Origin of the sequence: Limosilactobacillus mucosae DSM 13345, assembly GCF_001436025.1 — a bacterium.
Taxonomy (GTDB): Bacteria; Bacillota; Bacilli; order Lactobacillales; family Lactobacillaceae; genus Limosilactobacillus; species Limosilactobacillus mucosae.
Window position 1 is genome coordinate 54,706 of record NZ_AZEQ01000012.1, and the last position, 22,817, is coordinate 77,522.

General features: G+C 48.3%; 22 protein-coding genes. 15 read left to right on the forward strand and 7 right to left on the reverse strand.

Features of this window, described 5'->3' with window-relative positions:
* Positions 1–5 precede the first annotated feature (5 nt).
* Positions 6–332 carry a DUF7671 family protein gene (locus tag FC47_RS06500; protein ID WP_056968437.1) on the forward strand — a complete coding sequence of 109 codons (327 nt, stop codon included), beginning with the start codon at positions 6–8 and terminating at the stop codon, positions 330–332.
* Between the two features lie 60 nt (positions 333–392).
* Here the strand turns inward: FC47_RS06500 and FC47_RS06505 are convergent, their stop codons facing one another.
* On the reverse strand, positions 393–758 hold the full coding sequence (locus tag FC47_RS06505) for a DUF488 domain-containing protein (RefSeq protein WP_006500837.1): 366 nt from the start codon (positions 756–758) through the stop codon (positions 393–395).
* A 67-nt stretch (positions 759–825) separates the two neighbouring features.
* Between FC47_RS06505 and FC47_RS06510 the strand changes: the two genes are divergently transcribed.
* The 6 genes from FC47_RS06510 (at position 826) to FC47_RS06535 (ending at position 6,700) form a co-directional block, all read left to right on the forward strand.
* Entirely contained in the window at positions 826–1,458 is a 633-nt protein-coding gene (locus FC47_RS06510) for a DNA-3-methyladenine glycosylase (protein ID WP_033934532.1), read from the forward strand.
* A gap of 5 nt (positions 1,459–1,463) precedes the next feature.
* Positions 1,464–2,624 carry an ATP-binding protein gene (locus tag FC47_RS06515; RefSeq protein ID WP_006500835.1) on the forward strand — a complete coding sequence of 387 codons (1,161 nt, stop codon included), beginning with the start codon at positions 1,464–1,466 and terminating at the stop codon, positions 2,622–2,624.
* On the forward strand, positions 2,625–3,887 hold the full coding sequence (locus FC47_RS06520; RefSeq protein ID WP_033934530.1) for a vWA domain-containing protein: 1,263 nt from the start codon (positions 2,625–2,627) through the stop codon (positions 3,885–3,887).
* Between the two features lie 2 nt (positions 3,888–3,889).
* Positions 3,890–4,186: a hypothetical protein gene (locus FC47_RS06525; RefSeq protein WP_006500833.1), complete on the forward strand. Its 297-nt coding sequence runs from the start codon at positions 3,890–3,892 to the stop codon at positions 4,184–4,186.
* Positions 4,187–4,273: 87 nt separating this feature from the next.
* The gene (locus FC47_RS06530; RefSeq protein WP_056968442.1) at positions 4,274–6,175 is read left to right on the forward strand and encodes a M13 family metallopeptidase; all 1,902 of its coding nucleotides are present in this window, start codon (positions 4,274–4,276) and stop codon (positions 6,173–6,175) included.
* A 21-nt stretch (positions 6,176–6,196) separates the two neighbouring features.
* Positions 6,197–6,700, forward strand: a complete 504-nt coding sequence (locus FC47_RS06535) for an O-acetyl-ADP-ribose deacetylase (RefSeq protein ID WP_048345697.1) — start codon at positions 6,197–6,199, stop codon at positions 6,698–6,700.
* A gap of 327 nt (positions 6,701–7,027) precedes the next feature.
* Here FC47_RS06535 and greA read toward each other — a convergent pair whose 3' ends face one another.
* Positions 7,028–7,537, reverse strand: coding sequence for a transcription elongation factor GreA (gene greA / locus FC47_RS06540; RefSeq protein ID WP_006500830.1), 510 nt, complete (start codon positions 7,535–7,537; stop codon positions 7,028–7,030).
* A 105-nt stretch (positions 7,538–7,642) separates the two neighbouring features.
* Between greA and FC47_RS06545 the strand changes: the two genes are divergently transcribed.
* Together FC47_RS06545 and FC47_RS06550 are read left to right on the forward strand one after the other, a co-directional pair.
* On the forward strand, positions 7,643–8,713 hold the full coding sequence (locus FC47_RS06545) for a hypothetical protein (RefSeq protein ID WP_006500829.1): 1,071 nt from the start codon (positions 7,643–7,645) through the stop codon (positions 8,711–8,713).
* Between the two features lie 17 nt (positions 8,714–8,730).
* Positions 8,731–9,057, forward strand: a complete 327-nt coding sequence (locus FC47_RS06550; RefSeq protein ID WP_006500828.1) for a hypothetical protein — start codon at positions 8,731–8,733, stop codon at positions 9,055–9,057.
* Between the two features lie 140 nt (positions 9,058–9,197).
* Here the strand turns inward: FC47_RS06550 and FC47_RS06555 are convergent, their stop codons facing one another.
* From FC47_RS06555 to FC47_RS06565, 3 genes are read right to left on the reverse strand one after another with little or no spacing between them, the layout of a single operon-like run.
* Positions 9,198–9,422, reverse strand: coding sequence for a hypothetical protein (locus tag FC47_RS06555; protein WP_006500827.1), 225 nt, complete (start codon positions 9,420–9,422; stop codon positions 9,198–9,200).
* Positions 9,423–9,481: 59 nt separating this feature from the next.
* Positions 9,482–10,273: a tyrosine-protein phosphatase gene (locus tag FC47_RS06560; protein WP_006500826.1), complete on the reverse strand. Its 792-nt coding sequence runs from the start codon at positions 10,271–10,273 to the stop codon at positions 9,482–9,484.
* A 52-nt stretch (positions 10,274–10,325) separates the two neighbouring features.
* Entirely contained in the window at positions 10,326–11,294 is a 969-nt protein-coding gene (locus FC47_RS06565; protein WP_006500825.1) for an SGNH/GDSL hydrolase family protein, read from the reverse strand.
* A 206-nt stretch (positions 11,295–11,500) separates the two neighbouring features.
* On the opposite strand from FC47_RS06565, the gene FC47_RS06570 reads away from it, so the two are divergent.
* The 5 genes from FC47_RS06570 (at position 11,501) to msrB (ending at position 16,528) form a co-directional block, all read left to right on the forward strand.
* Positions 11,501–12,670: a galactokinase gene (locus tag FC47_RS06570; protein WP_006500824.1), complete on the forward strand. Its 1,170-nt coding sequence runs from the start codon at positions 11,501–11,503 to the stop codon at positions 12,668–12,670.
* Positions 12,671–12,705: 35 nt separating this feature from the next.
* Positions 12,706–14,160: a UDP-glucose--hexose-1-phosphate uridylyltransferase gene (locus tag FC47_RS06575; RefSeq protein WP_033934524.1), complete on the forward strand. Its 1,455-nt coding sequence runs from the start codon at positions 12,706–12,708 to the stop codon at positions 14,158–14,160.
* 31 nt (positions 14,161–14,191) lie between these two features.
* Positions 14,192–15,178: a LacI family DNA-binding transcriptional regulator gene (locus FC47_RS06580; RefSeq protein ID WP_056968439.1), complete on the forward strand. Its 987-nt coding sequence runs from the start codon at positions 14,192–14,194 to the stop codon at positions 15,176–15,178.
* Positions 15,179–15,349: 171 nt separating this feature from the next.
* Positions 15,350–15,952, forward strand: a complete 603-nt coding sequence (locus FC47_RS06585) for a nitroreductase family protein (protein ID WP_056968440.1) — start codon at positions 15,350–15,352, stop codon at positions 15,950–15,952.
* Between the two features lie 159 nt (positions 15,953–16,111).
* Positions 16,112–16,528, forward strand: a complete 417-nt coding sequence (msrB, locus tag FC47_RS06590; RefSeq protein WP_006500820.1) for a peptide-methionine (R)-S-oxide reductase MsrB — start codon at positions 16,112–16,114, stop codon at positions 16,526–16,528.
* A gap of 68 nt (positions 16,529–16,596) precedes the next feature.
* On the opposite strand, the gene FC47_RS06595 is transcribed toward msrB, so the two are convergent.
* Positions 16,597–18,810, reverse strand: a complete 2,214-nt coding sequence (locus FC47_RS06595; RefSeq protein ID WP_006500819.1) for an alpha-galactosidase — start codon at positions 18,808–18,810, stop codon at positions 16,597–16,599.
* 99 nt (positions 18,811–18,909) lie between these two features.
* On the reverse strand, positions 18,910–20,868 hold the full coding sequence (locus FC47_RS06600; RefSeq protein ID WP_039946147.1) for a sugar MFS transporter: 1,959 nt from the start codon (positions 20,866–20,868) through the stop codon (positions 18,910–18,912).
* Positions 20,869–21,468: 600 nt separating this feature from the next.
* On the opposite strand from FC47_RS06600, the gene FC47_RS06605 reads away from it, so the two are divergent.
* On the forward strand, positions 21,469–22,746 hold the full coding sequence (locus FC47_RS06605; RefSeq protein WP_033934519.1) for a dicarboxylate/amino acid:cation symporter: 1,278 nt from the start codon (positions 21,469–21,471) through the stop codon (positions 22,744–22,746).
* The last annotated feature ends 71 nt before the right edge of the window (positions 22,747–22,817 follow it).

The window sequence follows — 22,817 nt, forward strand, 5'->3', positions numbered from 1 at the left end:
ATTTGATGAGCAAAAAAGATCAATATCCGGTCAGTCGCTATACGGGGCTGCCGGTCGAAGACGATGGCAATGGCAGCTATCAGCTGCATTATGATGCCAATGGTCAGATCAGGCTGCATACCTGGCGGACGGGGAAACACACCAAAGGAAGATTTCGGCGGATTGGTCAATTGATGCTGACGGAAAACGGCTTGATGGTCATGATCGTTAAAAGCGAACCGATGGCATTCAAGGATCGTCACAGCGAGGTGCCGCTGGGACGATTCCTTTCAGCGAATGTTGATTCAGCAACGCTGGCCAAGGGACTGACCATTTTGGATCAGCAGTCATAAGACAAGGCGCAATCGTAATGGCAACGATTGCGCCTTTTATGGTAAACAGCGTTAAAATAGTTATAAATTCAGCTCTTGTTTGATAAGCTCGGCTAAGATGATTCCTTGGTTATGCTGCCGATCTTTTGCGCCATAAAGCAGAATCACGTTATCGGTCTGCAGATGTTTTTTGACGCTTGCCAATAAGTCTAAATAAGCAGGATTGCTGGCTAGTTCTTGCAAGTAGCGTTCCTTGAATTCGGCAAATCTAGCGGGCTCATGATTGAACCATTTGCGCAGTTCTTCGCTGGGGGCGGCTTCTTTAGCCCATTCATCCAGGTGGGCGTTAACTTTAGAGATGCCGCGGGGCCAGCGCCGATCGATCAGAATGCGCCAGCCATCAAGATCAGCGGGCTTATCATAGATGCGTTCTAGTTTTAATTTCAATTCCTGTCACCTCTTGGAAAAATAAATCATAAGACCATTAAAGCACTTTTCAAAAGGATGGTTTCGAATGCTTTCAGAATATCAAAAATTTTTTACGGCCCGCCCAACCCCACAGATCGCCAAGGACCTTTTAGGACGGCTTTTGGTTTTCCATGGTCGCAAAGGCGATGTTGGCGGCTGGATCGTTGAAACCGAAGCTTATGTCGGCGAGCAGGATTCAGCATCGCATGCTTTTGGGGGACGGCGAACTGACTATTCAGAGTCGCTCTATGGCATGCCTGGTAATCTTTATATTTATCAGATTCGCTCACATTACTGTGTCGATATTGTAGTTCAAGACCCAGAAGAGCCGCAGGGCATTTTGATTCGCGCGCTGGAGCCGGCGTTGGGCATTGAGCAGATGATTGAGAATCGTGGCCAGGATGGCTTTAACTTAACCAATGGACCAGGCAAGCTGATGCAGGCGCTTGGCGTGCAGTCGCGGTCAATGGATGGTCAGCCGATGGAGCATGCCGCGCTGCAGGTTGACTTAAGCACTGAACGGCGGATTCCTGCAAAAATCATTGCCGGACCACGAATTGGGGTTAATGCGCAAGGAAAGGATGCCTTGAAAGACTACCGCTTTATCGTGGCCGGCAATCCATATGTCTCAAAGATGAAACGCCGTGATGCAGATGATTTAACGCATGGTTGGAGATGATTTAAATGTCGCTTAGCTATCAACAAATGAAGATTGCAGTACCATTGGTGATCAAGGCTGGCAACGTGCCCAGTATCGTTGGTGAGGCCGGCATCGGCAAGTCGGCGCTGGTTGAGGAAATTGCCGCGTCAATGGGGGCGAAGCTTTATACGACGGTTGTCAGTCTATCGGAAAAAGGGGACCTGGCAATTCCGGTGCCGCCGTTGACGGAGCGCTCATTTGTGACCACTCAGCATTATGGCACGCTGGCGAATGTTCAGTTTGGCTATTCAGAGACGCTGGTGGCAATCGTCAAGCAGGCTGAAGCACACCCTGACCAGCCGATTATCTGGTTTTTGGATGAGTTTAATCGTGGTACGCAGGCCGTGCAAAGCGAATTGATGAACCTGGTTCTGCAGCGGCAGGTCAACTCGCTGAAATTGCCGGATCAGGTACATATCGTCATTGCCGAAAATCCAGACAGTACGATGGAAAATTTTGCTGACAGCGACTATGGCGTAACGGCTGGGGATGCTGCCATTCGGGACCGGACCGTGCGCTTGGTCATGAAAGCCGCGATTGATGACTGGCTTTTGTGGGCACAGCAGCTTCAATCAGATGGTCAGCCGCGGATTCATGAATTGGTTGCCAAGTATATTCGGCTGCATCCTAATCTTTTGGCGCCAGCCGATCATGAAAAGGACCTTTATCCAACACCGCGAGCCTGGGCCCGGGTTTCTGGCAATCTACGGCAGCTGGAACAATTAGATGAAGAGACGCAGACAACGCTAGCGGCTGATCTGTTCAGTGGTGATCTGGGATCGGAAGTCGGGGCTGCTTTTGCCAAATTTGTTGCGCAGCATGGTCAGCAGCTATCGGTTGCTGATTTGATCGACCATTCAACGCAGCTGCAGTTTGTTGCTGAAGTGGATCGATTAACAGCAGTAAGACAATGGGTTAAGGAATTGACCAAGTATCCAATCACGCAGTACCCGGCTCAGTTTAAGAACTGCCTGTACGCACTGAGTCCTGATGGCCGGTTTGCCGTAGTTCAGGATCTGGGGGAACAAGCAGCAGCTGCTGAACAGATTAAGGCACTCTATCAGGCTGCCAATGAAAATCCTGGCGGCGATCAAGAACAGCTGTATCGGCTCTTGGAACAGATTACGGTTGAAGCTGGTGATTAGATGACTGATTTGAATGAAACAGCAAGACAGCGGCTGACTAAGGCCGTCGTCAATCTGTTGACAACGCAGCGGCTAAGCGGTGAGGTGCTGCTTGAGATGCCGCGGACCAGAAATCAGGATCTGGATGCACCAATTGGCTTGGCATGGCAGCATAATCAGCTGGTCTTGGAATATAATGACCGCCAGTTGAATGAGCTGACAGCCGATCAATTAGGCGTCAGACTGCAGCATGAGGTTCTGCATGCAATCTGGCAGCACCCATTACGATACGTCAGCAGTACGCATCCGCGTAGAGTGGCCTTAGCAACGGATATTGCCGTCAATCAATATTTAAAAACGCCGCCCCAGGGAACCATGACGCTGGCTGACCTGGAAAAACTGCTGCAGCGGCCTTTAGCAGCGCATCGTGATTCCAGGTACTATCTGCGGATCTTGACGCATCTGACGCCAGCTGAGCAGGGACGGATTGAAAAAGTCTGGGGAAAGCTGGATGACAATGATCAAAGCGAACCGCAGCGCAGTGAAAAAAAGGCTGGCAAAGCGCAAAAAGCTGCCGCGAGTCACCAAGGCTGGCAGACAGATCAGTCGGTTGACAATCCAGACCTGCAAAAGGCGCGATTAAAGGCGCTGCTGTCTAAAGCATGGAAAAGTCTCAGTCAGAAGAATCGTGGCCGGTTACCGGGTGAGATTCAAGAAGAGCTTGAGCGTCTAAGCAATCCTGAGCCGTTAAACTGGCGTCAGCTTTTGGTGCGGCTGCTGGGTAGGATCCCAAGCGGCAAACAGGATACCCGCGCCAGGTTTAATCGTCGTCAGCCACTAAGAATGGAGCTGCCAGGACAGATTGATCGCTTAAATGCTGATATCTATGCATTTGTTGATAATTCTGGTTCAATGAGCGATCAAGAAATTGCGGGTGTATTAACCGAACTGCAGTATTTGACTGTTCAGCTGAATTCGCAAGTTGAGATCATTCCTTTTGATGCCAAGGTGCACAGTGAGCAGGCAACCCGTCTGCAGCCCGGAAAAAACGTGTCATACCAGCGAACTGGCGGTGGCGGGACTTGTTTTCAGGCTGTTTTTGACTGGCTGCAAAAACAGCACGTCAGTCGACAGCAGGCAACGGTTGTGATTCTAACGGATGGCTGGGGCGAAAGCGAGCTTGCAGTGCATGGCTATCGCAACGTCTTGTGGCTGCTGAGTACGGAAAGCGAATTATCGGTAAAGAGTCCGGTGATGCGTTCCGTTAAGATTGGAGGAATTTAAAGATGAACGAGTATCCATTGCTTTCGCCAAGCTATCTAATGGCAGCGATGAGACATGATCAAACTTTCCAGCATGCAGCAGCAATGCTTCATGATGACTGGGATCCCAATGAAGGCGGCCTGTTTCGAGAAATGCTGCAGGCACCTGACATTGAAATGGCACGGGCACTGCAGCAAGCCGGCATGGTTAAGGGAAGGTGGCAATTAGATGACTACGGACAGGTAAAAGATCTATTGGCGCTGCATGCGGAGTGGTTCTCGCCAACGGCCCGCAATGCGCTGCTGGCCCCATTTGAGTAGCCAGAATTCTGCCTGGCGATTTTGTTTCACGTGGAACTTAAAAATTGTTATGATTGTTTTCATAAAAACGATGGATGGAGTGATATGATGACGATTGATTTGGCAAAGGCTAAAGATGATCTTTATGAAGCCGTCAATGGCGAATGGCTAAAAACGGCCAAGATTCCTGCAGATCGGCCAGCAACTGGCGGATTTAACAGTTTGGTTGATGATATTGACAAGACGCTGATGGATGATTTTGATGCGTTTTTGAACAACCAAAAAAACAGCTCGGATGCTCGCTTTAACGAGATGATCAAACTGTATGGATTAGCCAAGGATTTTAAGCGCCGTGATCAAGAAGGCAAGGCCCCATTAAAAAAGGCCCTGCTGCCAATTGAGAATCTGCAGAGTTATGCTGACTATCAAGCTCACTGGGCCGAGTTGATGCTTAATGGCGTGGCTTCTCCCGTGACTTTTGATATTGATGCTGATATGAAAAATGCACAGGTTTATGCTTTGTTTGCCGGCGCTCCCAGTTTGATTTTGCCAGAAAAGAACTACTATGATCCTAAAAATCCACAAGGCCCACAATTAATGCAGCTTTGGACGGCGATGATGACCACGCTGCTGGCTAAGCTGGGCTATGAAACGGCAGCGGCTCAAAAGCTGATTGAAGAAGCCAAGCGGTTTGATGCACTGCTGGTTCCCCATGTCAAGAGCGCGGAAGAATCAGCTGACTACAGCAGGATGTACAATCCACAAACGCTGGCGGAATTTGCCGGTCATACCAGTCAATTGAACCTGGCCACGGTAGTTGAGGAATTGATTGGCGCCAAGCCAGAACAGGTTATCGTAATGGAGCCGCGATATCTGGCCGCGCTTGATGAAATCCTGGCTGGTCATTTTGAATGGTTCAAGAGCTGGCTTTTGGTTAATGAAATCAGTTCAATGGCTGGCCTTTTGACTGATGAGCTGCGTGAGATCAGCGGTCGCTTTAGCCGAGCACTTTCAGGAGCCAAGCAGCCTGCCGACCAGCGTAAATTTGCCTATCGCCTGGCGCGGGGCACGTTTGATCAGGTAGTTGGCGACTATTACGGCAAAACTTATTTTGGACCTCAAGCCAAGGCTGACGTTCATCATATGGTTGAACAGATGGTGAAAATCTATCAACAGCGACTGGCCCAAAACGACTGGCTTGGCGAAAAAACGCGTGCCAAGGCAATTCTTAAGCTTGATCGGCTGGGAATTCAAGTCGGCTATCCAGATCAGATGCCAGCGCTTTATGATCAATTAAAGGTTGACGAGCAGGCCACGCTTTTGGAAAACATGATTCAATTGGGCAAAACGGCCGCCAAGGAAATGTTTAGTCGTTGGAATCAGCCGGTTGACCGCCTACGTTGGGAAATGAGCGCCGCTACGGTTAACGCATACTACCACCCGTTTAAGAATATTATCGTTTTCCCAGCGGCGATTCTGCAGGCGCCATTCTACAGCTTAAAGCAGACCAGCAGCGAAAACTATGGCGGGATCGGCGCGGTAATTGCACATGAGATCTCGCATGCCTTTGACAATAACGGGGCTTTGTTTGATGAATATGGCAATCTGAATAATTGGTGGACGGAAGCCGATTTGGCGCACTTTAAACAGCTGGCGCAAAAAATGATTGCTGAGTTTGATGGCCTGCCGTTTGCTGGGCAAAAGGTAAACGGCAAGCTGACTGTTTCGGAAAATATTGCTGATGCGGGTGGCTTGAGCTGTGCCCTGGCCGCTGCCAAAGAAGAAGATAGTTTTGATGCTCGGCAGTTCTTCATCAACTGGGCCCGAATCTGGCGAATGAAGGCAACCGACCAATACATGCAGCTGCTGCTTTCAATTGACGTTCATTCGCCAAACAAGCTGCGTGCCAACGTTCAAGCGCAAAACCAAGCTGAGTTCTACCAAGCCTTTAACGTTCAAGCAGGCGATGGCATGTACCTGGCTCCAGAAAAGCGGGTCAATATCTGGTAGCAGCTTTGAAAGGCGGATAAAATGGCTAAAACGATTAAAATAGAGCGCGGTGATATTACCAAATATCAGGTTGACGCCATCGTTAATGCTGCTAATACGACACTGATGGGTGGTGGCGGTGTTGATGGCGCTATTCATCGGGCGGCTGGTCCAGCTCTCTATGCAGCCTGTGAAAAATTTCATGGCTGTCCAACGGGGGAGGCTCGGATCACGCCAGGTTTTCAGCTGCCGGCTAAATACATTATCCATACGCCTGGGCCGATTTGGCATGGCGGTGATCATGGTGAGGCTGATCTATTGAAAAACTCATACCGCAATAGTCTGCAGCTGGCGGAGCACTATCATTGCCAGACGGTCGCCTTTCCGTCAATCAGCACGGGTGTCTATGGCTTTCCCGTTGAGCAGGCGGCAGTCATTGCGATTAAAACGATTCGTGAATTTCTGACAGCCAGCCGCTGGGTTCAAGAAGTCATTATGGTGGCTTTTGATCCTAAAACCGAGGCTGCCTATCAAAAAGCACTTTAAAAAGACCCCTGGTTGGACAAGCCAGGGGTCTTTTGAAACAGAATAGAAATCAGATGGTGTAAGTTAGGCAGACTGAATCTGAGCGGACAATTCAGACTCAGTTTGCCACTTATCCACAATATCTTGTGGATAAGTGGTGATATCTGTGGAAAACCCACAATATCTTGTGCTGCCAACCTGCAACGTCATTTAGTATAACGGTATCAAAATCAATTCGCAAGCAGCAAGAATTCAAATTGATCAAGCGACCAACGCAATTCAAGCTATCGTTTAAACCTTTATGCCGATTGAAGAATTTTTGGATTTGGTCAATCTGGCTGGTTTGACTTAACCGACTTCATCTTGATTTACCCTGACGGAAACGACTTTAACCTGATATTCTCCCTGCGGCGCGGCAACCAAGGCAGAATCTCCTGCGCTGAGCCCGGTAATTGCTTTGCCCAGTGGCGAGTCAAATGCCAGCTTGCCTTGCAGAATATCGGCTTCTTGCCGCCCAACCAGCGTATAGGTCTCAGTTTCATCGTCATCGTCATACTGCAGCTCAACCGTGGACCCCATGCCAACTTTACCAGTATCCTGCGGTGTGATGATTTTGGCATAGGTCAGCTGTTTGTTCAGATAGCGCAGTCGGCTTTCCAAATGTCTTAGATCCCGTTTGGCAGTACTGTATTCAGTATTTTCGGAAAGATCGCCCAAAGCTCGAGCAGCCTTGAGCCGTGCGATCTTTTCAGGCCGTTGTTTCTTGAGGGCCTCAATCTGGTCTTCAATTTGCCGGTAGCCGGCTGCCGTCATTTCTTGATAATAGAAGTCAGGGACTTTGATTTTTTTGGATGGCATTTAAATTCCTCCAATTTTATAGATCGTAAGCGAACGTGTGTACTAAGTAATTATGTTATGATAGTTATTGAAATTCAAGTTGAAGCAACAGGAGTGAAAGTTTTAATGGAGTATCAACAGAATCAAGCCCACGTACAAGCATTCTTAGTCGACGCGGCGTTTGATCGGTTGTCAAAAAATCAGCAGGAACATGCACAAAGAATCTTGCAGCAGGTCAATCAATTGATGGCCGATCGTCATCAGCTTGATGATTGTCACTGGACTGGTGCGGCATTGGCAGCCGTTTTGGATCACGAGCTCTATCAGGATGGGCAGGCGCCATATCGTCAGGTGATTTCGACCATTCCAGTTTTAAAGGCCTATCAAAAGTTTTTAAAAGTTGAGCATGTTAAAGAGCTGGCTCAGGTAATGGATGAGCACCGCAAGACCATGCAGGCAAACTGGAAAGCGGCTGCCGACCAACCAGCTACTGGAAAGGCACCGCGAGAATGGACGCCAGAAAACTACCTGGCCTGGCAAAAAACAATGGTCGCTGTGGCCCCTAAAGCTGCCCTGCTTAAAAATATCGAGGGCCTTGATGAAACTGATGAGCAGTACCTGATCGATGAGTTTTTGACTCTGATGAACCAAGAAGCGCACCAGTGGCCTGATGGCTGGACTTTTGAGGCGCTGCAGCAGGTGCTGGGGATGACGATGCCATTGGACCCGCACATCAAGCCATATCAAATCATCAAGATCGTGGCTTTATTTGATGCCTTTTTTGACTATCTGCATCAGCAAGGCGATCTTAACGATGATCAATATGCCATCGCTAAGCGGACGCTGTTGCACATGCAGCCAGCCCAAGAAGCACTGGCCTCGCTTGATCGCAAGGATCGTTTGACGCAGTTGGTATTGTCACTGGCTCAGGCAGAAGGCGTTGACATTAATGATCGTGAAACTGCGCAAAAATGGATGGTAACCCATCGGACGCTTTTGACCAGTTTTGTCGGGACGATCATGCATCCATGGCGTGACTATGATGCTCGTGAACAAAACAACGAGATGGTTAAGCGCGTTGCTGAAAAAAGAACGGCTTCCCAAACGCCAGCGGCTAAAACTGTTAAGGGCAAAAAGCACCCGCCAGTTGGCATTTCATTTCGGAATCGTCGGCAGAAAAGTCGTCGCAAACACTAGAAACCGAGGGGATTTTTATGAGTATTCAAATTCCAGAAAATATGGAAGAAGTTGCAATGAAGATCGCACAGTATCAAGTTCATGGCCAGCATTTGGAAATGGATGACGTCATTAAGGATGCCGTGCGTGATACCTTGCAGGAATTTATGGACGAAGCCTTGGAAGGTCATTATGACGACGTTGCCTGGGTAGGCGAAGATCTAGTGGTAACCGATATCATGGGTGAAAAAGTTGGTTCAGCCTCACCGATTCATGCCAGCTTTATTGAAGATTTTAAGGCTGATGCCGATGAATTGGTGCTGCGCTTAGAACAACAGGCAGCGCAGATTGTCGGTGGCCGCTAAGCTGTTGGAGTCGACCATATCTTGACATGACCTTAAATAATGACGAGGGACCTTGCCAAGCAGCGGGGCACTCATGATTAATCGTGACTATTCAATAAAAAACGTCGAATCAGCTTGCTGACTCGGCGTTTTTTGTTTGGCTAGAGATGCTCTTTGACGTCATAAGGCTGGGCTTTGGCGTGATCGGCCGGCAAGGCGTCCTTGGCATAAAAGATGGCATATTCCTCATCATCAGGACCTTTGGCAATGACCAGGTCGTCGATTTTACGCTCTTTTTTAAAAATCTGTCCCTTGCGTACGGCTTCGTTATAGTCATGAATATTGGCAATCGAGTCGCCGGGATTAAAGAAGATTCTTGTCTCCATATTGACACCTCCATCAGCGTTAGTTTCCAGAAAACGCTTGCTTTTGGTTTATTATACCATTAGTCGCGGTACTTATGACGCAATGCCTGCAGATCAGAATCAGAAAGCTGCATGACTTCTTTAAGATACTGGTCAACGGAGCCACTGATTTTTTGAATGGCATCCTGGGCCGTCTGCAGGTATTCCCGCTTAACGCTGGCCATATCAAGCGAATTTTGGATGTAGTTTGACGAAAAATGACCAGCAGTCAGTTTCTGCTTGATGTCTTGCTGAACGTCTTTAACGAGCTCATTGGTCAGCAGGTAGTCTTTGATGATGACATCGGGCTGCACTTCTAAGGCGTTTAATAGCAGATAGGCGCCAATACCGGTTCGATCCTTGCCAGCAGTACAGTGAAACAGAACGGGGCGATCAGCCGGCGCGCTTAGCAGCTGTTGGAAAAAATCGCGGTAGGCCTGTTGTGGACCAGGCTCAGCGACCATTTCATGATAGACGGTGCGCATATGCTGGCGGCCACGGTTCGGATCAGCATTCAATTCATCGCTAAAAGATGAGATTGGCTGCGAGGCTCTGGTTTCGTCGGTTGAAAAGATTGGATTGGCGATGTATTCAGTGGCACCTGGGACTTGGTCAGGCTCTTTTTTGGTTTCTCGCGGTGAGCGCAGATCAATATCTTTAGCCAGCTTCATATCAGAAAAGTATTGCAGATCCTGACTGGTCAGGCGGTGCAGACTGCCAGACCGCAGCAGTCGGCGCCACTTGATGGTATGGCCGTCAAATGTTGGATAGCCGCCAAGATCGCGATAGTTGTAACCGCCATTGATTGGCAGCCGACGAGTAGGAATTGGCATGAAAATCTCTCCTTTGTTTGGCTTGGCAGAAGCGTGCTGAAGTGCCCAGATGCTATTGCCGGTTTTGGTTCAGCAGCTCTGCCAAAACCGGCGTTAAATGCTGGGCAATCTGTAAAGAACCTTGCTGATCGGGGTGCAGACCATCAGTAAATGACTGACACCAGTTTTTGGTAGGAACGAATTCAGTATGACATTCCAAAGCGGTTTCTTCAATGATATCGGCATAGGTCTGAGCAAAAGGCACCATTAAGGCCAGTGGAACGTTTGGATAGGCGGCTTTTACCTGTTTGACAAACGCTAAGTAGGCTTTTTGAAACTGCTGGCTGGCAAAACGCCGATCATTGACGCCCAGATTGATCAAAACCAGTTTAGGCATGACGCTGGGGTACCATGGCGTTTGGGCGTCCAGATGGCTCAAAAACTGGGCGGCCGGGGGGACGTTGCCTACCGCGGCTCTTAAAACGCCGCCTGCTGAATAGGCGATCCGATCGACATCGATTCCCAAGGCGTCACTAACAAGACCGATATAGCAGCTTTCTGGGCGATAGTCGGTGCTGGGCCGTTTGCCATTTACCCAACAGCCAGCCGTAATTGAATCGCCAATGACGGTTACGCGTTTTTGCGGCTTAGGCGGGGTCATGACGGCTTGATCAGCAATCGAAATCGCGGCCACAGCCAGTCCCTGATTGCCAAGCCAGACATCATCAAGGTCGGTATTGCCAGCCGCGATGATCTCAACTTCAGCATTATCAGGCAGCGCCAGCTCAAAAGGAGCATTGCGGGTTGACCAGCGCTGCCAATTTCCATGATTGACTCGCACGGCCCAGTATTGTGGTGGCATTTGCGGATTGCCGTTATCTAAGGCCTCAATTCTCAAAACTGGACTAGCTTGCAGATGGAATTTGATCAGACTGCCAAGATTGGTCGTGTATAAGACGCTTTTCCCATGCAGCTGTTTAATGGTCCAGCGACCGAGCAGCAGAGTCTGTTTTTTTAACTGATCCGGGAGAATTTTTTTCATAGACGGCCATCCTTTCTCAGATTCTTTTGTTAAGTAAAATTTATTTTAGCATAAAAAATAGCGCAAACAGTTGCTAAATAAGGATTGTTAAAAAACCTACAAATCCCTTAAAAATAATAATGAAAGCGCTTATTGACAAATCGGCAAGGTGAGCGTAAGCTAATATTTAGTAAAAGTTTACTAACCGTTTATGGAGGTAGCTAGAGATGGATAAGCAAGAATTACTGAAAGAATATCAAGATGTTTTTAAGGGTGAAGCTAAGGATGTCTTCTTCTCACCTGGTCGAATCAATGTAATTGGCGAACACACTGATTACAATGGCGGTCATGTTTTCCCATGTGCCATCAGTCTGGGTACGTTTGGCGTCTATGGTCCGCGTGATGATGACAAGGTTCAGCTCTACTCAGCCAACATGGAAGGCAGCACGGTCGTTGAATTCAGCATCAACGACGAAAAGCCAGAAACGGATGCCGACAAGACCTGGACCAACTACTTTAAGGGGATGCTGGTCTACTTAAAGCAGGCTGGCTACCAGATCGACCATGGCTTCAATCTGCTGGTACACGGCAATCTGCCATACGGCGCGGGGCTTTCTTCATCAGCTTCCATTGAACTTTTGATGGGTAATCTGCTGAAGGATGAATTCAACCTGGATATTGACGAAATCTCGCTAGTTAAGCTTGGTCAAAAGACGGAAAACGATTTTGTCGGCCTGAACTCCGGAATTATGGACCAATTTGCCGTTGGGATGGGTAAGAAAGACAACGCCATCTTCTTAGACTGCAGTACTTTGGAATACCAATACCTGCCATTGAAGCTGGGCGACTACGAAATCGTGATCATGAGTACCAACAAGAAGCACTCGCTGGCTGGCTCCAAGTATAACGAACGCGTTGAACAATGTGAAGAAGCCGTTAAGCGCCTGAACCAAAAGCTGAACATCAAGAAGCTGGGCGAACTGGACGAAAACACGTTTGACGAATACTCCTATTTGATCAATGACGATGTTTTGATTCGCCGGGCTCGTCATGCAGTTGCCGAAAATCAACGGACGCTGCGGGCGATTGAAGCTATGAAGGCAGGCGACCTTGAAAAGCTGGGCCGTCTGATCAATGCTTCTCACGTTTCGCTGCATTTTGACTACGAGGTAACTGGCAAGGAGCTGGACACGCTGGCAGAAACGGCATGGGAACAACCGGGCTGCCTGGGTGCGCGGATGGTCGGCGGCGGTTTTGCCGGCAGTGCCATCGCAATCGTTAAGAAGGACCAAGCCGATGCATTTAAGGAAAACGTCGGCAAGGTCTACCGGGAAACGATTGGCTACGATGCCAGCTTCTATGATGCCGAAATCGTTGATGGTCCCCACAAGATCTAGTCTTAAGGTCAGTTTTTGAGAAAGAGGTTTGCGACATGGAACTCATTGAAGGATTTGCAGAAAAGGCGATTGCCAGCGGTGCTTTTCAGCCAATGGACAAGATCTATGTGATGAACAAGATTCGGGCGCTGGTGGGTGATGAAGATGCTGAGGCCCAACCAGATACGCCACTGGCCAGTCAGTTGGTGGAATTGGCAGTTCAGCGCGGCAAGATTGAAGATGGCCAGACAGCGCGTGAAATCTTAAACGATCAGCTGTATGATCTGCTGACGCCAACACCGGCCAAGGTTAATGGGACGTTCTGGCAAAAGCATGAACAATCCCCCCAACAAGCTACGGACTGGTTTTATGATCTGTGTACCAGTAATGACTATGTAAAGGTATCCGCAATCAAAAAAAATATTGAGTTTACTAAAAAAGTCAATGATGGCAACGAGCTGGAGATTACGATCAATCTTTCCAAGCCCGAAAAAGATCCTAAGGCGATTGCTGCTGCTGCCCATGATACTCAAAAGAAGTATCCGCAGTGCGCGCTTTGTATGGAAAATGAAGGATATCTGGGACGTTTGGGGCATGCTGCCCGCAGCAACCACCGCATCGTTCGCATGACGATCGGCGGCAAGCAGTGGGGCTTCCAATACTCACCATATGCCTACTTCCATGAACACTGCATTTTCTTGGATGCCAAGCACGAACCAATGGAGATCAATCAACAGACGCTGATCAACTTGATTGAGATCGAAAAGCAGCTGCCACACTACTTTGTGGGCAGCAATGCCGATCTGCCAATCGTTGGCGGCTCCATGCTGGCCCATGAGCATTATCAAGGCGGCCGGCATACCTTCCCGATGATGAAGGCGCCAATCAAGCAGGAACTGAGCTTTAAAGACTATCCAGACGTTAAGGCCGGCATCGTTGACTGGCCAATGAGCGATCTGCGCTTGATCAGCAAGAACGATCAGGCTTTGATTCAGCTGGGAACGCATGTCATCAACGTCTGGGACCATTATGACGATCCAGAACTTTCATTGAAAGCTTTCGACGGTAATACAAGACACCACACCGTTACGCCAATTATGCACCGTAATGGCGATGAATTTGTGCTTGACTTGGTTTTGCGAGACAATAATACTAGTAAGGAGTACCCATTGGGCATCTTCCATCCTCATGAAAAGCTCTGGCACATTAAAAAGGAAAACATCGGTCTGATTGAAGTGATGGGCCGGGCCATTCTGCCAGCTCGTTTGAAGAGTGAATTGGAAGAAGTCAAGAAGTACTGGCTCAATGAACCAAACAAGATTGCCGACAGTCATCTGCCATGGGCTAAAGAAGTTCAGGCACGGCATGATGACATTAATGCCGACAACGTTGAAGAGATTTTAGAACAAGAAGTTGCTCAGGTCTTCGGCGATGTTTTGGCGGATGCCGGCGTCTTTAAGCGCAATGCCCAGGGTCAAGCTGGCTGGCAGCGGTTCGTTGAACGACTGTAACCTATTTTGACCAAGGAAAGGATGGTTTTTGATGGCAGTAACGCTAAAGGACATTGCAGATCGTGCGGGGGTTTCACTGGCAACGGTATCGAGAGTTTTAAACAATGACCCTCAACTGTCGGTTGGTGAAGAGACACGGCGCAAGATTCTAACGATTGCCGAAGAGCTGTCCTATACCAAAAAACATCGACGCAGCGCAGCCACCGGTCACAAGATTGCCGTTATTCAGTGGTATTCGCCAGCTCGCGAACTGGATGATCTTTACTACATGAATATTCGCCTGGGCGTTGAAAAAGAGGCCCAGCAGGTTGGCTATACAACGGCGACGGTTTTTGACACGCATTTGGAACAGATTCCTAATGACGTCAGCGGGATCGTTGCGATCGGCAAGTACAGTCAAAAACAGATCGATCAGCTGCAGCGTTTCAACAAGCCGATCGTGGTGATTGACTATGATGAATTGTCCAATGGCTGTGACTCGGTTTTGCCAGACTTTGATGGCGGCATTAAGCAGGCTGCTGATTTTCTGGCTGCCAGATATGCCAAGATCGGCATGATTGCTGGTCAGGAAAAAACGACTGACCAAAAACCGGTTAGCGATTCACGGCGCGATACTTTCGCCAAGACTTTAAAAGCTAAAAATCTTTACCACTCAGAATGGTTTATGATGGGTGATTACTCAGAAAAGAGCGGCTTTGACCAGATGCAGTGTCTTTTGCAGCTCGATGATCGTCCTCAAGCCGTTTTGGTTGCCAATGATGCGATGGCAGTCGGTGCTTTGCGTGCCCTGCACGAAAAGCAGATCGACGTGCCACGTGAAATGGCGCTGATCAGTTTTGACGACACGTCAATTACTCACTACACCTATCCAACGCTGACCTCGATTCACGTCCCAACCGATCAAATGGCGGCAATGGGCCTTGAATTGCTGGGACGCCGCCTGCAGAACCCGGATCTGGCTCCGCAGCGCGTAGTAGTCGGTACTAAGCTGGTTTTGCGGCAAAGTACCGAAAAATGATCAAAAAATCCTAAGTTACACATCAATAATTGCCGACTCCTGCCGTGCCGTTTTGGCCAGCAGGAGTTTTTGTTTGGCTAATACTTACTTTTTATAAGATAAAATCATTTACAAAAAGTAAGTAACAAGTTATAATACAAATAACAAATCTTCAGAAAAAGAGGAACGACTATGACAAATCAATTTAATCAACTTCAAGAAAAACGCCGCTCCATTTATGCATTAGGCAAAAACGTCAAGGAAGACAAGCAGACGTTGGTTGACCTGATCGAAAAGACGATCGAACTGTCGCCATCTGCTTTTAACAGTCAGACGGTACGTGCGGTGATTGCTTTTGGCCAAGATTCCGATCGAATTTGGGATATCGTATTGGCTGAGCTGCGCAAAGTCGTAAAAGATGATGAAGCTTTTGCCAAGACGCAAGCTAAGGTCAACAGCTTCAAGGCGTACGGAACGGTTCTGTACTTTACTGAAACGGCGACCGTAAAGCAGTTGGAGGCTGACTTCCCAGCATATGCCGCCAACTTTGCTGGCTGGGCTGAACAGGCAATTGGCGGTGCTCAGCAGGCGGTCTGGGAAGCCTTGGCCGTTCAAGGACTGGGTGCATCGCTGCAGCACTACAACCCGCTGATTGATGAAGCAATTGCCAAGGCGTTTGACATTCCTGAAACTTGGCAGCTGCGGGCTGAAATGCCGTTTGGATCCGTTGAGGCACCAGCTGGCGAAAAAGACGTCCTGCCTGCTGAAAAGCGTTTTAAGGTATTTGGCGCTTAATGAGCTTAATAATCGAGCGATCCGCGCAATACGGGCCGCTTTTTTGATAGCGTAGGCATATTTTTACGTCAAAACGATGCCAGATGATACAGTGACCAAAATCAAAATGCTGAATGACAAGCAATCAATCGTTCAGCAGGTACGAAATGAGGGATTGCGTTGACTGATAAAAACAAGCTGACTGAAATGCAGTACCGCGTTACGCAAGAGGCTGCTACCGAACCGCCATTTACCGGCAAATATGATCAGTTTTTCGAAAAAGGCATCTATGTCGATGTTGTGAGTGGTGAGCCGCTGTTTTCTTCGCTGGACAAGTTTGATTCGGGCTGCGGCTGGCCGGCATTTACCAAACCAATTGCCAAGCTGAAAGAAAAGCGCGACCAGTCGTTTGGCATGGAAAGAACCGAGGTGCGCAGTCTGAAGGCTGATTCGCATCTAGGACATGTTTTTTGCGATGGACCGCTGGATCGCGGCGGTCTGCGCTACTGCATCAATTCGGCCGCCCTGCGTTTTATTCCGTTTGATCAGTTGGCAGAAGCTGGTTATGGAGAGTACCGAAAGCTGTTTGTCGACTAATTAACACTGACACTAAATCAAAAACCGCACTGTCATTAGACGGTGCGGTTTATTTGTTTGATGCGGAATCAGTCAACGGCTTTAACGATAAACATGTCAGCGTGGAAATCAGATGGTACCTTTGGCGATTGCAGGCGGTTCATGACGCGTGGCACGAAATACCCAGCATTCATCAATTCAGCGCCCGAGAAGACTTCTGAGCCATCATTGACAGTGTAGCGCCGTTCAGGATCCAGGCCCTTGAAGTAGTAGCGGATGTAGGCCGGGTTGGCTCCGTTTAGAATCTGATAGCGCATGCCAATGGCCGTCTGCTTGTCATGGCTGACGGTTTCCCAGCCATAGACATTATCGCTGGTATCCGGAGTTTCCAGCCGGTAGAACGTTCCAAACTGGAAGAGCTTGCGGTATTGCTTATAGAAGGCCACCTGCTGCTTGATGGTAGCCTGTTCTTCATCGCTGAGCTCAGTGACGTCCAGTTCATAGCCGAATGCACCGAAGTAGGCCACTTTAGCCCGCATGTCGATTGAAGTCAGCCGGCCGACTTGATCGTTTGGCACGGCTGAAACGTGAGCGCCCCACATTGAAGGCGTGTAGCCATATGAGGTGCCGTCTTGAATCTTGATGCGTTCAACAGCATCGGTATCATCGCTGCACCAGGCCTGTGGCGCATAGTACATCATTCCCAGATCGAAGCGGCCGCCACCAGAGGCACATGATTCAAACAAGACGTCTGGGAAGGCTTTGGTCAAGCGGTCATAGAGATCGTATACGCCTAAGATATAGCGGTGTGAGAATTCCAGCTGCTGATCGGCAGGCAGGTCGGCGCCGTACATTTCGGTGATATTCCGATTCATGTCCCATTTGATGTAGTCCAGCTTGGCATCTTGAATAATGTGGCTCATCAATCCAAACAGATAGTCAACGACTTCCTGACGGCTCATGTCCAAGACGAATTGGTGACGGCCCGGCGTCTGCCCGCGACCTGGCGTCTTGATCATCCATTCTGGGTGGGTTTGATAGAGCTTGCTGTCAATTGAGATCATTTCTGGTTCAAACCAGAGCCCAAACTTCATGTCGAGATCGTGAACGCGCTTGGCAAATCCAGCAATGCCATGGTTGAACTTCTTTTCGTCAACAAACCAATCGCCTAGACTAGAACGATCGTCGTCACGATGACCAAACCAGCCATCATCAAGTACGAACATTTCAATCCCCAGTTCCTTGGCACGCTCAACGATTGGCATTAACTTGTCTTCGGTAAAGTCCATGAACGTGGCTTCCCAGTTGTTGATCAGAATTGGCCGTTCCTGGTGGGCAAAATGAGGGTTGATCAAGTGCTGAGCATAAAAGGCGCCCAATTGCTGAGAAAGCGCGTTGAAACCATTGTCGGTATAGCTGAAGATGACTTCTGGGGTTTGGAATGAATCACCACTGTTAAGCTTCCAGCCAAATTCATCCGGGTTGATGCCAATCAGGACACGCGTGGTATCAAACTGGTCGACCTCGACGGAATCCAAAAAGTTGCCTGAGTAGACAAAGTTAAAGCCGAAAACCGCCCCTTGGTTATTGTCGGTGTGTGGCCGGGCCAGCATAAAGAATGGATTTTCCTGATGACTGGAGGCGGTCCGCAGACTGGAGATGCTTTGCGTACCGGGACGCAGATGACTGCGGTGCAGGTGCCGTTCCCGCGACCAAGAGCCGGCAAACTGAATGAAGTCGTAGTTGGCATCCGGCAGATCTAGCTGCGCGCTCAAGGCTCGGTTTAAAAAGACGGTTTTGCCATGGTTGACAAACGTTGTGCTGCGGACAATCACGTCTTCATCAGCAAAAATAGTGTAGTGCAGCTGCAGCTCTAAATCGCCATCCGCCAGTTTAACGGTCAGCGTCTGAGAATCATTGCTGTCATCGGCAAATGTTGAAGGCAGGCCAGTCAGCCGCGCTTTACCGTCCTTAAGCTCATAGTCGCGGTATTGGAATTCAGAGGTCCGTGAGCCGTTTGGATAGGTAATCTGGAAGGCTGGATAACGGTAGTCGCCCTTACCCAGTCCGGCGTATTCCTGTTTTAGCAGCTCAGCTTGAAACTCAACGTCTTCATCAGTGCGCGTGTTGGTACAGTCGTGTTCTTCACGCGTGTTGAGGTTGGCGTAGTCGTCTTTGAATGGAATCTTAGGACCGTAGTAGAGCTGACCCAGCGAGCCGTCCTCAATAACGTGGAAGACGTAGCTGGTATGCTTGGTCTGCAGGTGAAACAGTCGATTGCTGGCATTAACTTGGATACTCATGTTCAAATTCCTCCATGATTAAATGACAAACAAAAAGCCCGACTGCTGCAGCCGAGCTTTTTTAGGCCAACAGACTTTTTGATCATTCAATTAGTCTAATTAGTCTTTCTTGACTTCGATTTGCATAATGGTGTCGCCAACCTTGACTTCACCATCCTGCTTGACATAGGTCAAAGTGTAATCAGGTGCCTTTTCAGACTTGGTAAAGGCAATCATGACCGTATCATCGTGACCCGCCTTCTTGATTGCTGGGGCCCAGAATTCCATCAGCTTTTCGCCGGCCGCCACATGCTGACCTTTGACGACATAGTTGATGAAGCCAGTCCCGCGCATCTGAACGGTATCAACACCGACGTGAATTAAGACCGGAACGCCATTGTCGGTTTCCAGACCAATTGCGTGACGAGTGGTTGGGAAGTCAGCAACAACGGTCCCGGAGAATGGTGCAAAGACTTGGCCGTCAGATGGCTTGATGGCAATACCTAAGCCCATGGTACCATCAGCAAATGGCTTGGAGCCGACTTGAGACAATGGCATCAAAGTACCACTGACAGGTGCCTTGAAGTCGATGACCAGATCCTTGGCCAGGCTGGCGTCTTCAGCCAGTTCTTCACGAACGCTGTCATTGCCTTCCAGGTGTTCATGCCAGGATTGTTCCAGTTCGTCAACGATTTGAGCGTGCATCTTCTCATCCAGCTTAACCTTGCTCTTAAAGCACAGGACACCCAAAAGAATCAGAATTGCAGGAACGACGAACATCATGAGCTTGAAGATCCCCGCACCGTGAGCAGTAATGTCGGATGCCGTAGCACCAGAGATCATGCCGGCAGCAGTAGCCGTCATCCCAACGACACCACCAGCAACGGCACCACCGAACTTGTCCAGCAGTGGACGAACGGAAAGCGTAACGGCTTCGTCACGGTGACCAAGCTTTAATTGACCATATTCAACCGAGTCAGTGATGATCATCAAAACAACCATGAAAATCAGTGGCTGTGGCAGCATGTAAATGGCACCACCAAGAATAACCATTGGCAGAGATTGACCAGCAAAGGCGAAGATTGCCAAACCGATCAACAGAACCAGGATTGAGTAATAGAAGACCTTCATCCGACTGAACTTCTTAGCCAGAGCAGGGAACAGAGCAACCGTAACGGCACCGATAACGCCGTTGATCAGTGCGTACAGCGTGTAGGTGCTTGCCCGACCAAGAATGTAGGTGAAGTAGTACAGTTGGAAGGAATTAACGATCTGAATCCCAGTCGTGTAAACCAGGTAGGTAACAGCAATTGCCATTAATTGGTCATTGTGAAGCAGAACCCCAAAGACCTTCTTGAAAGTCGTGTTTTCCTTGTTTTCACGCAGTTCGTTCTTCTTTTCATGAGTGAAGAGACCAACCCCGCAGGACGTAATTGCCGAAATAGCAGCTACGATCGCGGCAAATGCGAACCAACCGCGACTGTCACCAGAGCCACCGTTTGAACTGATAGAAAATGCCAAGACGATTGGCATTACGACAACACCGACCAGCTGACCGCCAAGCGTTGAACCAACCCGGGCGAAGGTAGCCGTCTTTTCACGTTCTGCCGAGTCAAATGAGATTGCAGGAATCATTGACCAGAAAGCCACGTCGTTAAAGGAATAGAAAATATCCATCGTAATATATAAAATTGCAAATACGACGAGGTACAAAACTGGATTCTTGTAGGTCAGACCCCACAGATTAGTGAACAGCAGGGCAATTGCAACGGCAGAAACGATCCCACCAGCAACGACCCATGGCTTGAAGTGACCCCATTTGGTATCGGTCTTGTCAATAACGTTACCGATAAATGGGTCAATTACCAATTCAACGATCCGCAGCACCATGATGGTAATCGTAATGAAAGAAACCATGTGGGCTGCTTGGCCACCACTGTTGCTGTTGAACAGGTGGCCGGTAACAAACATCATAAAGTAAGTCGACAGCATCCCATAGAACATATCGTGCCCGAAAGCACCAAATGAATATGCAATCCGAGAAGCCATTGATTGTGACTTAGAACTCGCCTCATTCATAATCTAGCCTTCCTCCTTAGAAAAGACATTTACTTAAAACTCTCTGGAATTATATTAAGCGCTTTCAAAAATTAAATCAATAAAAAATAGTAAAAAATTTAGTTAAAAATACTTGTTAAAAAATGATCAAAACGTTTCCAAGGCGTCCTAATGGCTTTTATACCCTGGATAAAAAATAATAAAAAATTTTGCGAACCTTATTATTTTAAAGTTAAATAATTTTCGGAAATTCTTAAGAAACGGTTTTTAGAAATCGTTTACAATAAACGCAAAATCCGGACTCTATACAACTTGTTACCGAACAAATCAACTTGATCTAAAATTAATTGTTCACTTTTTATAAATAACAGTGTAAAATAAGCTTTCGGATACAGATGAACTTAATTTGTGAGTGAAATAACGATACGAAAACCAAAACTTTTACGTACTTTTGCGACCGCATGCTTTTAATAATTCGTACAAGATGGGATGGGCTTTGCTGGAATTGATTCTGGTGCAGCCCATTAATTGGAAATAATTTAAACGCGGCCGGTTATTCAACCATAAACTTATGAATGTATCGTTATGACAATCCAAATAAGCGGAAGGATGGAACATCATATGAAACGTTATCGCTTTGGCCGGCTGTCGCTAGGCTGGCAGATTATGATCGGACTGATTTTAGGGATTATCGTTGGGGCCATGACCTATCAAAATACTGGCGCCATCAAGGTAATGCAAAGCCTCGGTACGATCTTTCTGCGGCTGATCCAGATGATTGTAATGCCGATCGTAATCTCTTGCTTGACGGTAGGGATTGCCAATATCGGCGACATTAAAAAGCTTGGCCGAATCGGGGTTAAGACCTTGATCTACTTTGAGGTTTTGACGACGATTGCGTTGTTGTTGGGGATGATCGTGGGCAATATTTTGCATCCTGGTACCTACATCAACATCCATGATCTGCATGCCTCAGACATCTCTCAATATCTGACCACGGCAAAATCGGCTTCCAAGCACAGCGGTATCTGGGACCTGCTGATCGCAATCGTGCCGACCAACATCTTTAAGTCGATTGCAGACGGCGACATGCTGCCAGTAATCTTCTTCTCAGTCTTCTTTGGGCTGGGGGTTGCCTCGCTGGGTGAAAGCGGCAAGATCATCATCGACTTTATGAATGCCGTTTCGGAAACCATGTTCAAGGTAACCAACTGGGTAATGAAGTTCTCACCAATTGGGGTCTTTGGCCTGATTGGGATGACGATTGCCGAAATGGGTCTGAAAGCCTTGCTGCCATTGGGACTGTTTGTGGTGATCGCCTATGCAACGATGATTATTTTCGTGGTGGTCGTCTTGGGAATCGTCGCCAAGATTTTCCATCTGCGCTATTGGAAGACGATGCACGTAGTAATGGAAGAAATTGCGATTGCCTTTTCAACGGCCAGCTCTGAAGCAACCTTGCCGCGTCTGATGGCTAAAACGCAGAAGATGGGGGTCGACAAAGGGATTGCCTCGTTCGTTATTCCAACCGGCTACACGTTCAACCTGGATGGCTCGGCAATCTACCAAGCACTGGCTGCCTTGTTCTTGGCACAGGCTTATGGCATTCATCTGACGATTGCCCACCAGATTACGCTGCTGGTGGTCTTGATGATTACTTCCAAAGGGATGGCCGGGGTGCCAGGGGCTTCGTTTGTCGTGCTGCTGGCTTCGGTATCAACGATTGGCGTACCGGTTGCCGGGCTGACGTTTATTGCCGGAATTGACCGGTTTGTCGACATGGGCCGGACAGCGGTCAACGTGGTCGGCAACACGATTGCAACTTTGGTAATCGGTCAATCCGAAAAATCATTGGATCACGAAAAATACAACCAATACCTGGATAGCTATCAAGGCTAAAAATAAAGCATCGCTGAGAAACTTAGCGATGCTTTTTTTGTATAATTAAGTTAAATGAGGAAAGGACGGAA

Excerpts from the sequence above, each read along its gene's own strand:
- FC47_RS06525 (WP_006500833.1), top strand. The coding sequence starts at position 3,890 with ATGAACGAGTATCCATTGCTTTCGCCAAGCTATCTAATGGCAGCGATG.
- FC47_RS06605 (WP_033934519.1), top strand. The coding sequence starts at position 21,469 with ATGAAACGTTATCGCTTTGGCCGGCTGTCGCTAGGCTGGCAGATTATG.
- greA (WP_006500830.1), bottom strand. The coding sequence starts at position 7,537 with ATGCCATCCAAAAAAATCAAAGTCCCTGACTTCTATTATCAAGAAATG.
- FC47_RS06555 (WP_006500827.1), bottom strand. The coding sequence starts at position 9,422 with ATGGAGACAAGAATCTTCTTTAATCCCGGCGACTCGATTGCCAATATT.
- FC47_RS06500 (WP_056968437.1), top strand. The coding sequence starts at position 6 with ATGAGCAAAAAAGATCAATATCCGGTCAGTCGCTATACGGGGCTGCCG.
- FC47_RS06545 (WP_006500829.1), top strand. The coding sequence starts at position 7,643 with ATGGAGTATCAACAGAATCAAGCCCACGTACAAGCATTCTTAGTCGAC.
- FC47_RS06570 (WP_006500824.1), top strand. The coding sequence starts at position 11,501 with ATGGATAAGCAAGAATTACTGAAAGAATATCAAGATGTTTTTAAGGGT.
- FC47_RS06550 (WP_006500828.1), top strand. The coding sequence starts at position 8,731 with ATGAGTATTCAAATTCCAGAAAATATGGAAGAAGTTGCAATGAAGATC.
- FC47_RS06600 (WP_039946147.1), bottom strand. The coding sequence starts at position 20,868 with ATGAATGAGGCGAGTTCTAAGTCACAATCAATGGCTTCTCGGATTGCA.
- FC47_RS06565 (WP_006500825.1), bottom strand. The coding sequence starts at position 11,294 with ATGAAAAAAATTCTCCCGGATCAGTTAAAAAAACAGACTCTGCTGCTC.
- FC47_RS06510 (WP_033934532.1), top strand. The coding sequence starts at position 826 with ATGCTTTCAGAATATCAAAAATTTTTTACGGCCCGCCCAACCCCACAG.
- FC47_RS06515 (WP_006500835.1), top strand. The coding sequence starts at position 1,464 with ATGTCGCTTAGCTATCAACAAATGAAGATTGCAGTACCATTGGTGATC.
- FC47_RS06585 (WP_056968440.1), top strand. The coding sequence starts at position 15,350 with ATGACAAATCAATTTAATCAACTTCAAGAAAAACGCCGCTCCATTTAT.
- FC47_RS06535 (WP_048345697.1), top strand. The coding sequence starts at position 6,197 with ATGGCTAAAACGATTAAAATAGAGCGCGGTGATATTACCAAATATCAG.
- FC47_RS06520 (WP_033934530.1), top strand. The coding sequence starts at position 2,625 with ATGACTGATTTGAATGAAACAGCAAGACAGCGGCTGACTAAGGCCGTC.
- FC47_RS06560 (WP_006500826.1), bottom strand. The coding sequence starts at position 10,273 with ATGCCAATTCCTACTCGTCGGCTGCCAATCAATGGCGGTTACAACTAT.
- FC47_RS06595 (WP_006500819.1), bottom strand. The coding sequence starts at position 18,810 with ATGAGTATCCAAGTTAATGCCAGCAATCGACTGTTTCACCTGCAGACC.
- FC47_RS06530 (WP_056968442.1), top strand. The coding sequence starts at position 4,274 with ATGACGATTGATTTGGCAAAGGCTAAAGATGATCTTTATGAAGCCGTC.
- FC47_RS06575 (WP_033934524.1), top strand. The coding sequence starts at position 12,706 with ATGGAACTCATTGAAGGATTTGCAGAAAAGGCGATTGCCAGCGGTGCT.
- FC47_RS06580 (WP_056968439.1), top strand. The coding sequence starts at position 14,192 with ATGGCAGTAACGCTAAAGGACATTGCAGATCGTGCGGGGGTTTCACTG.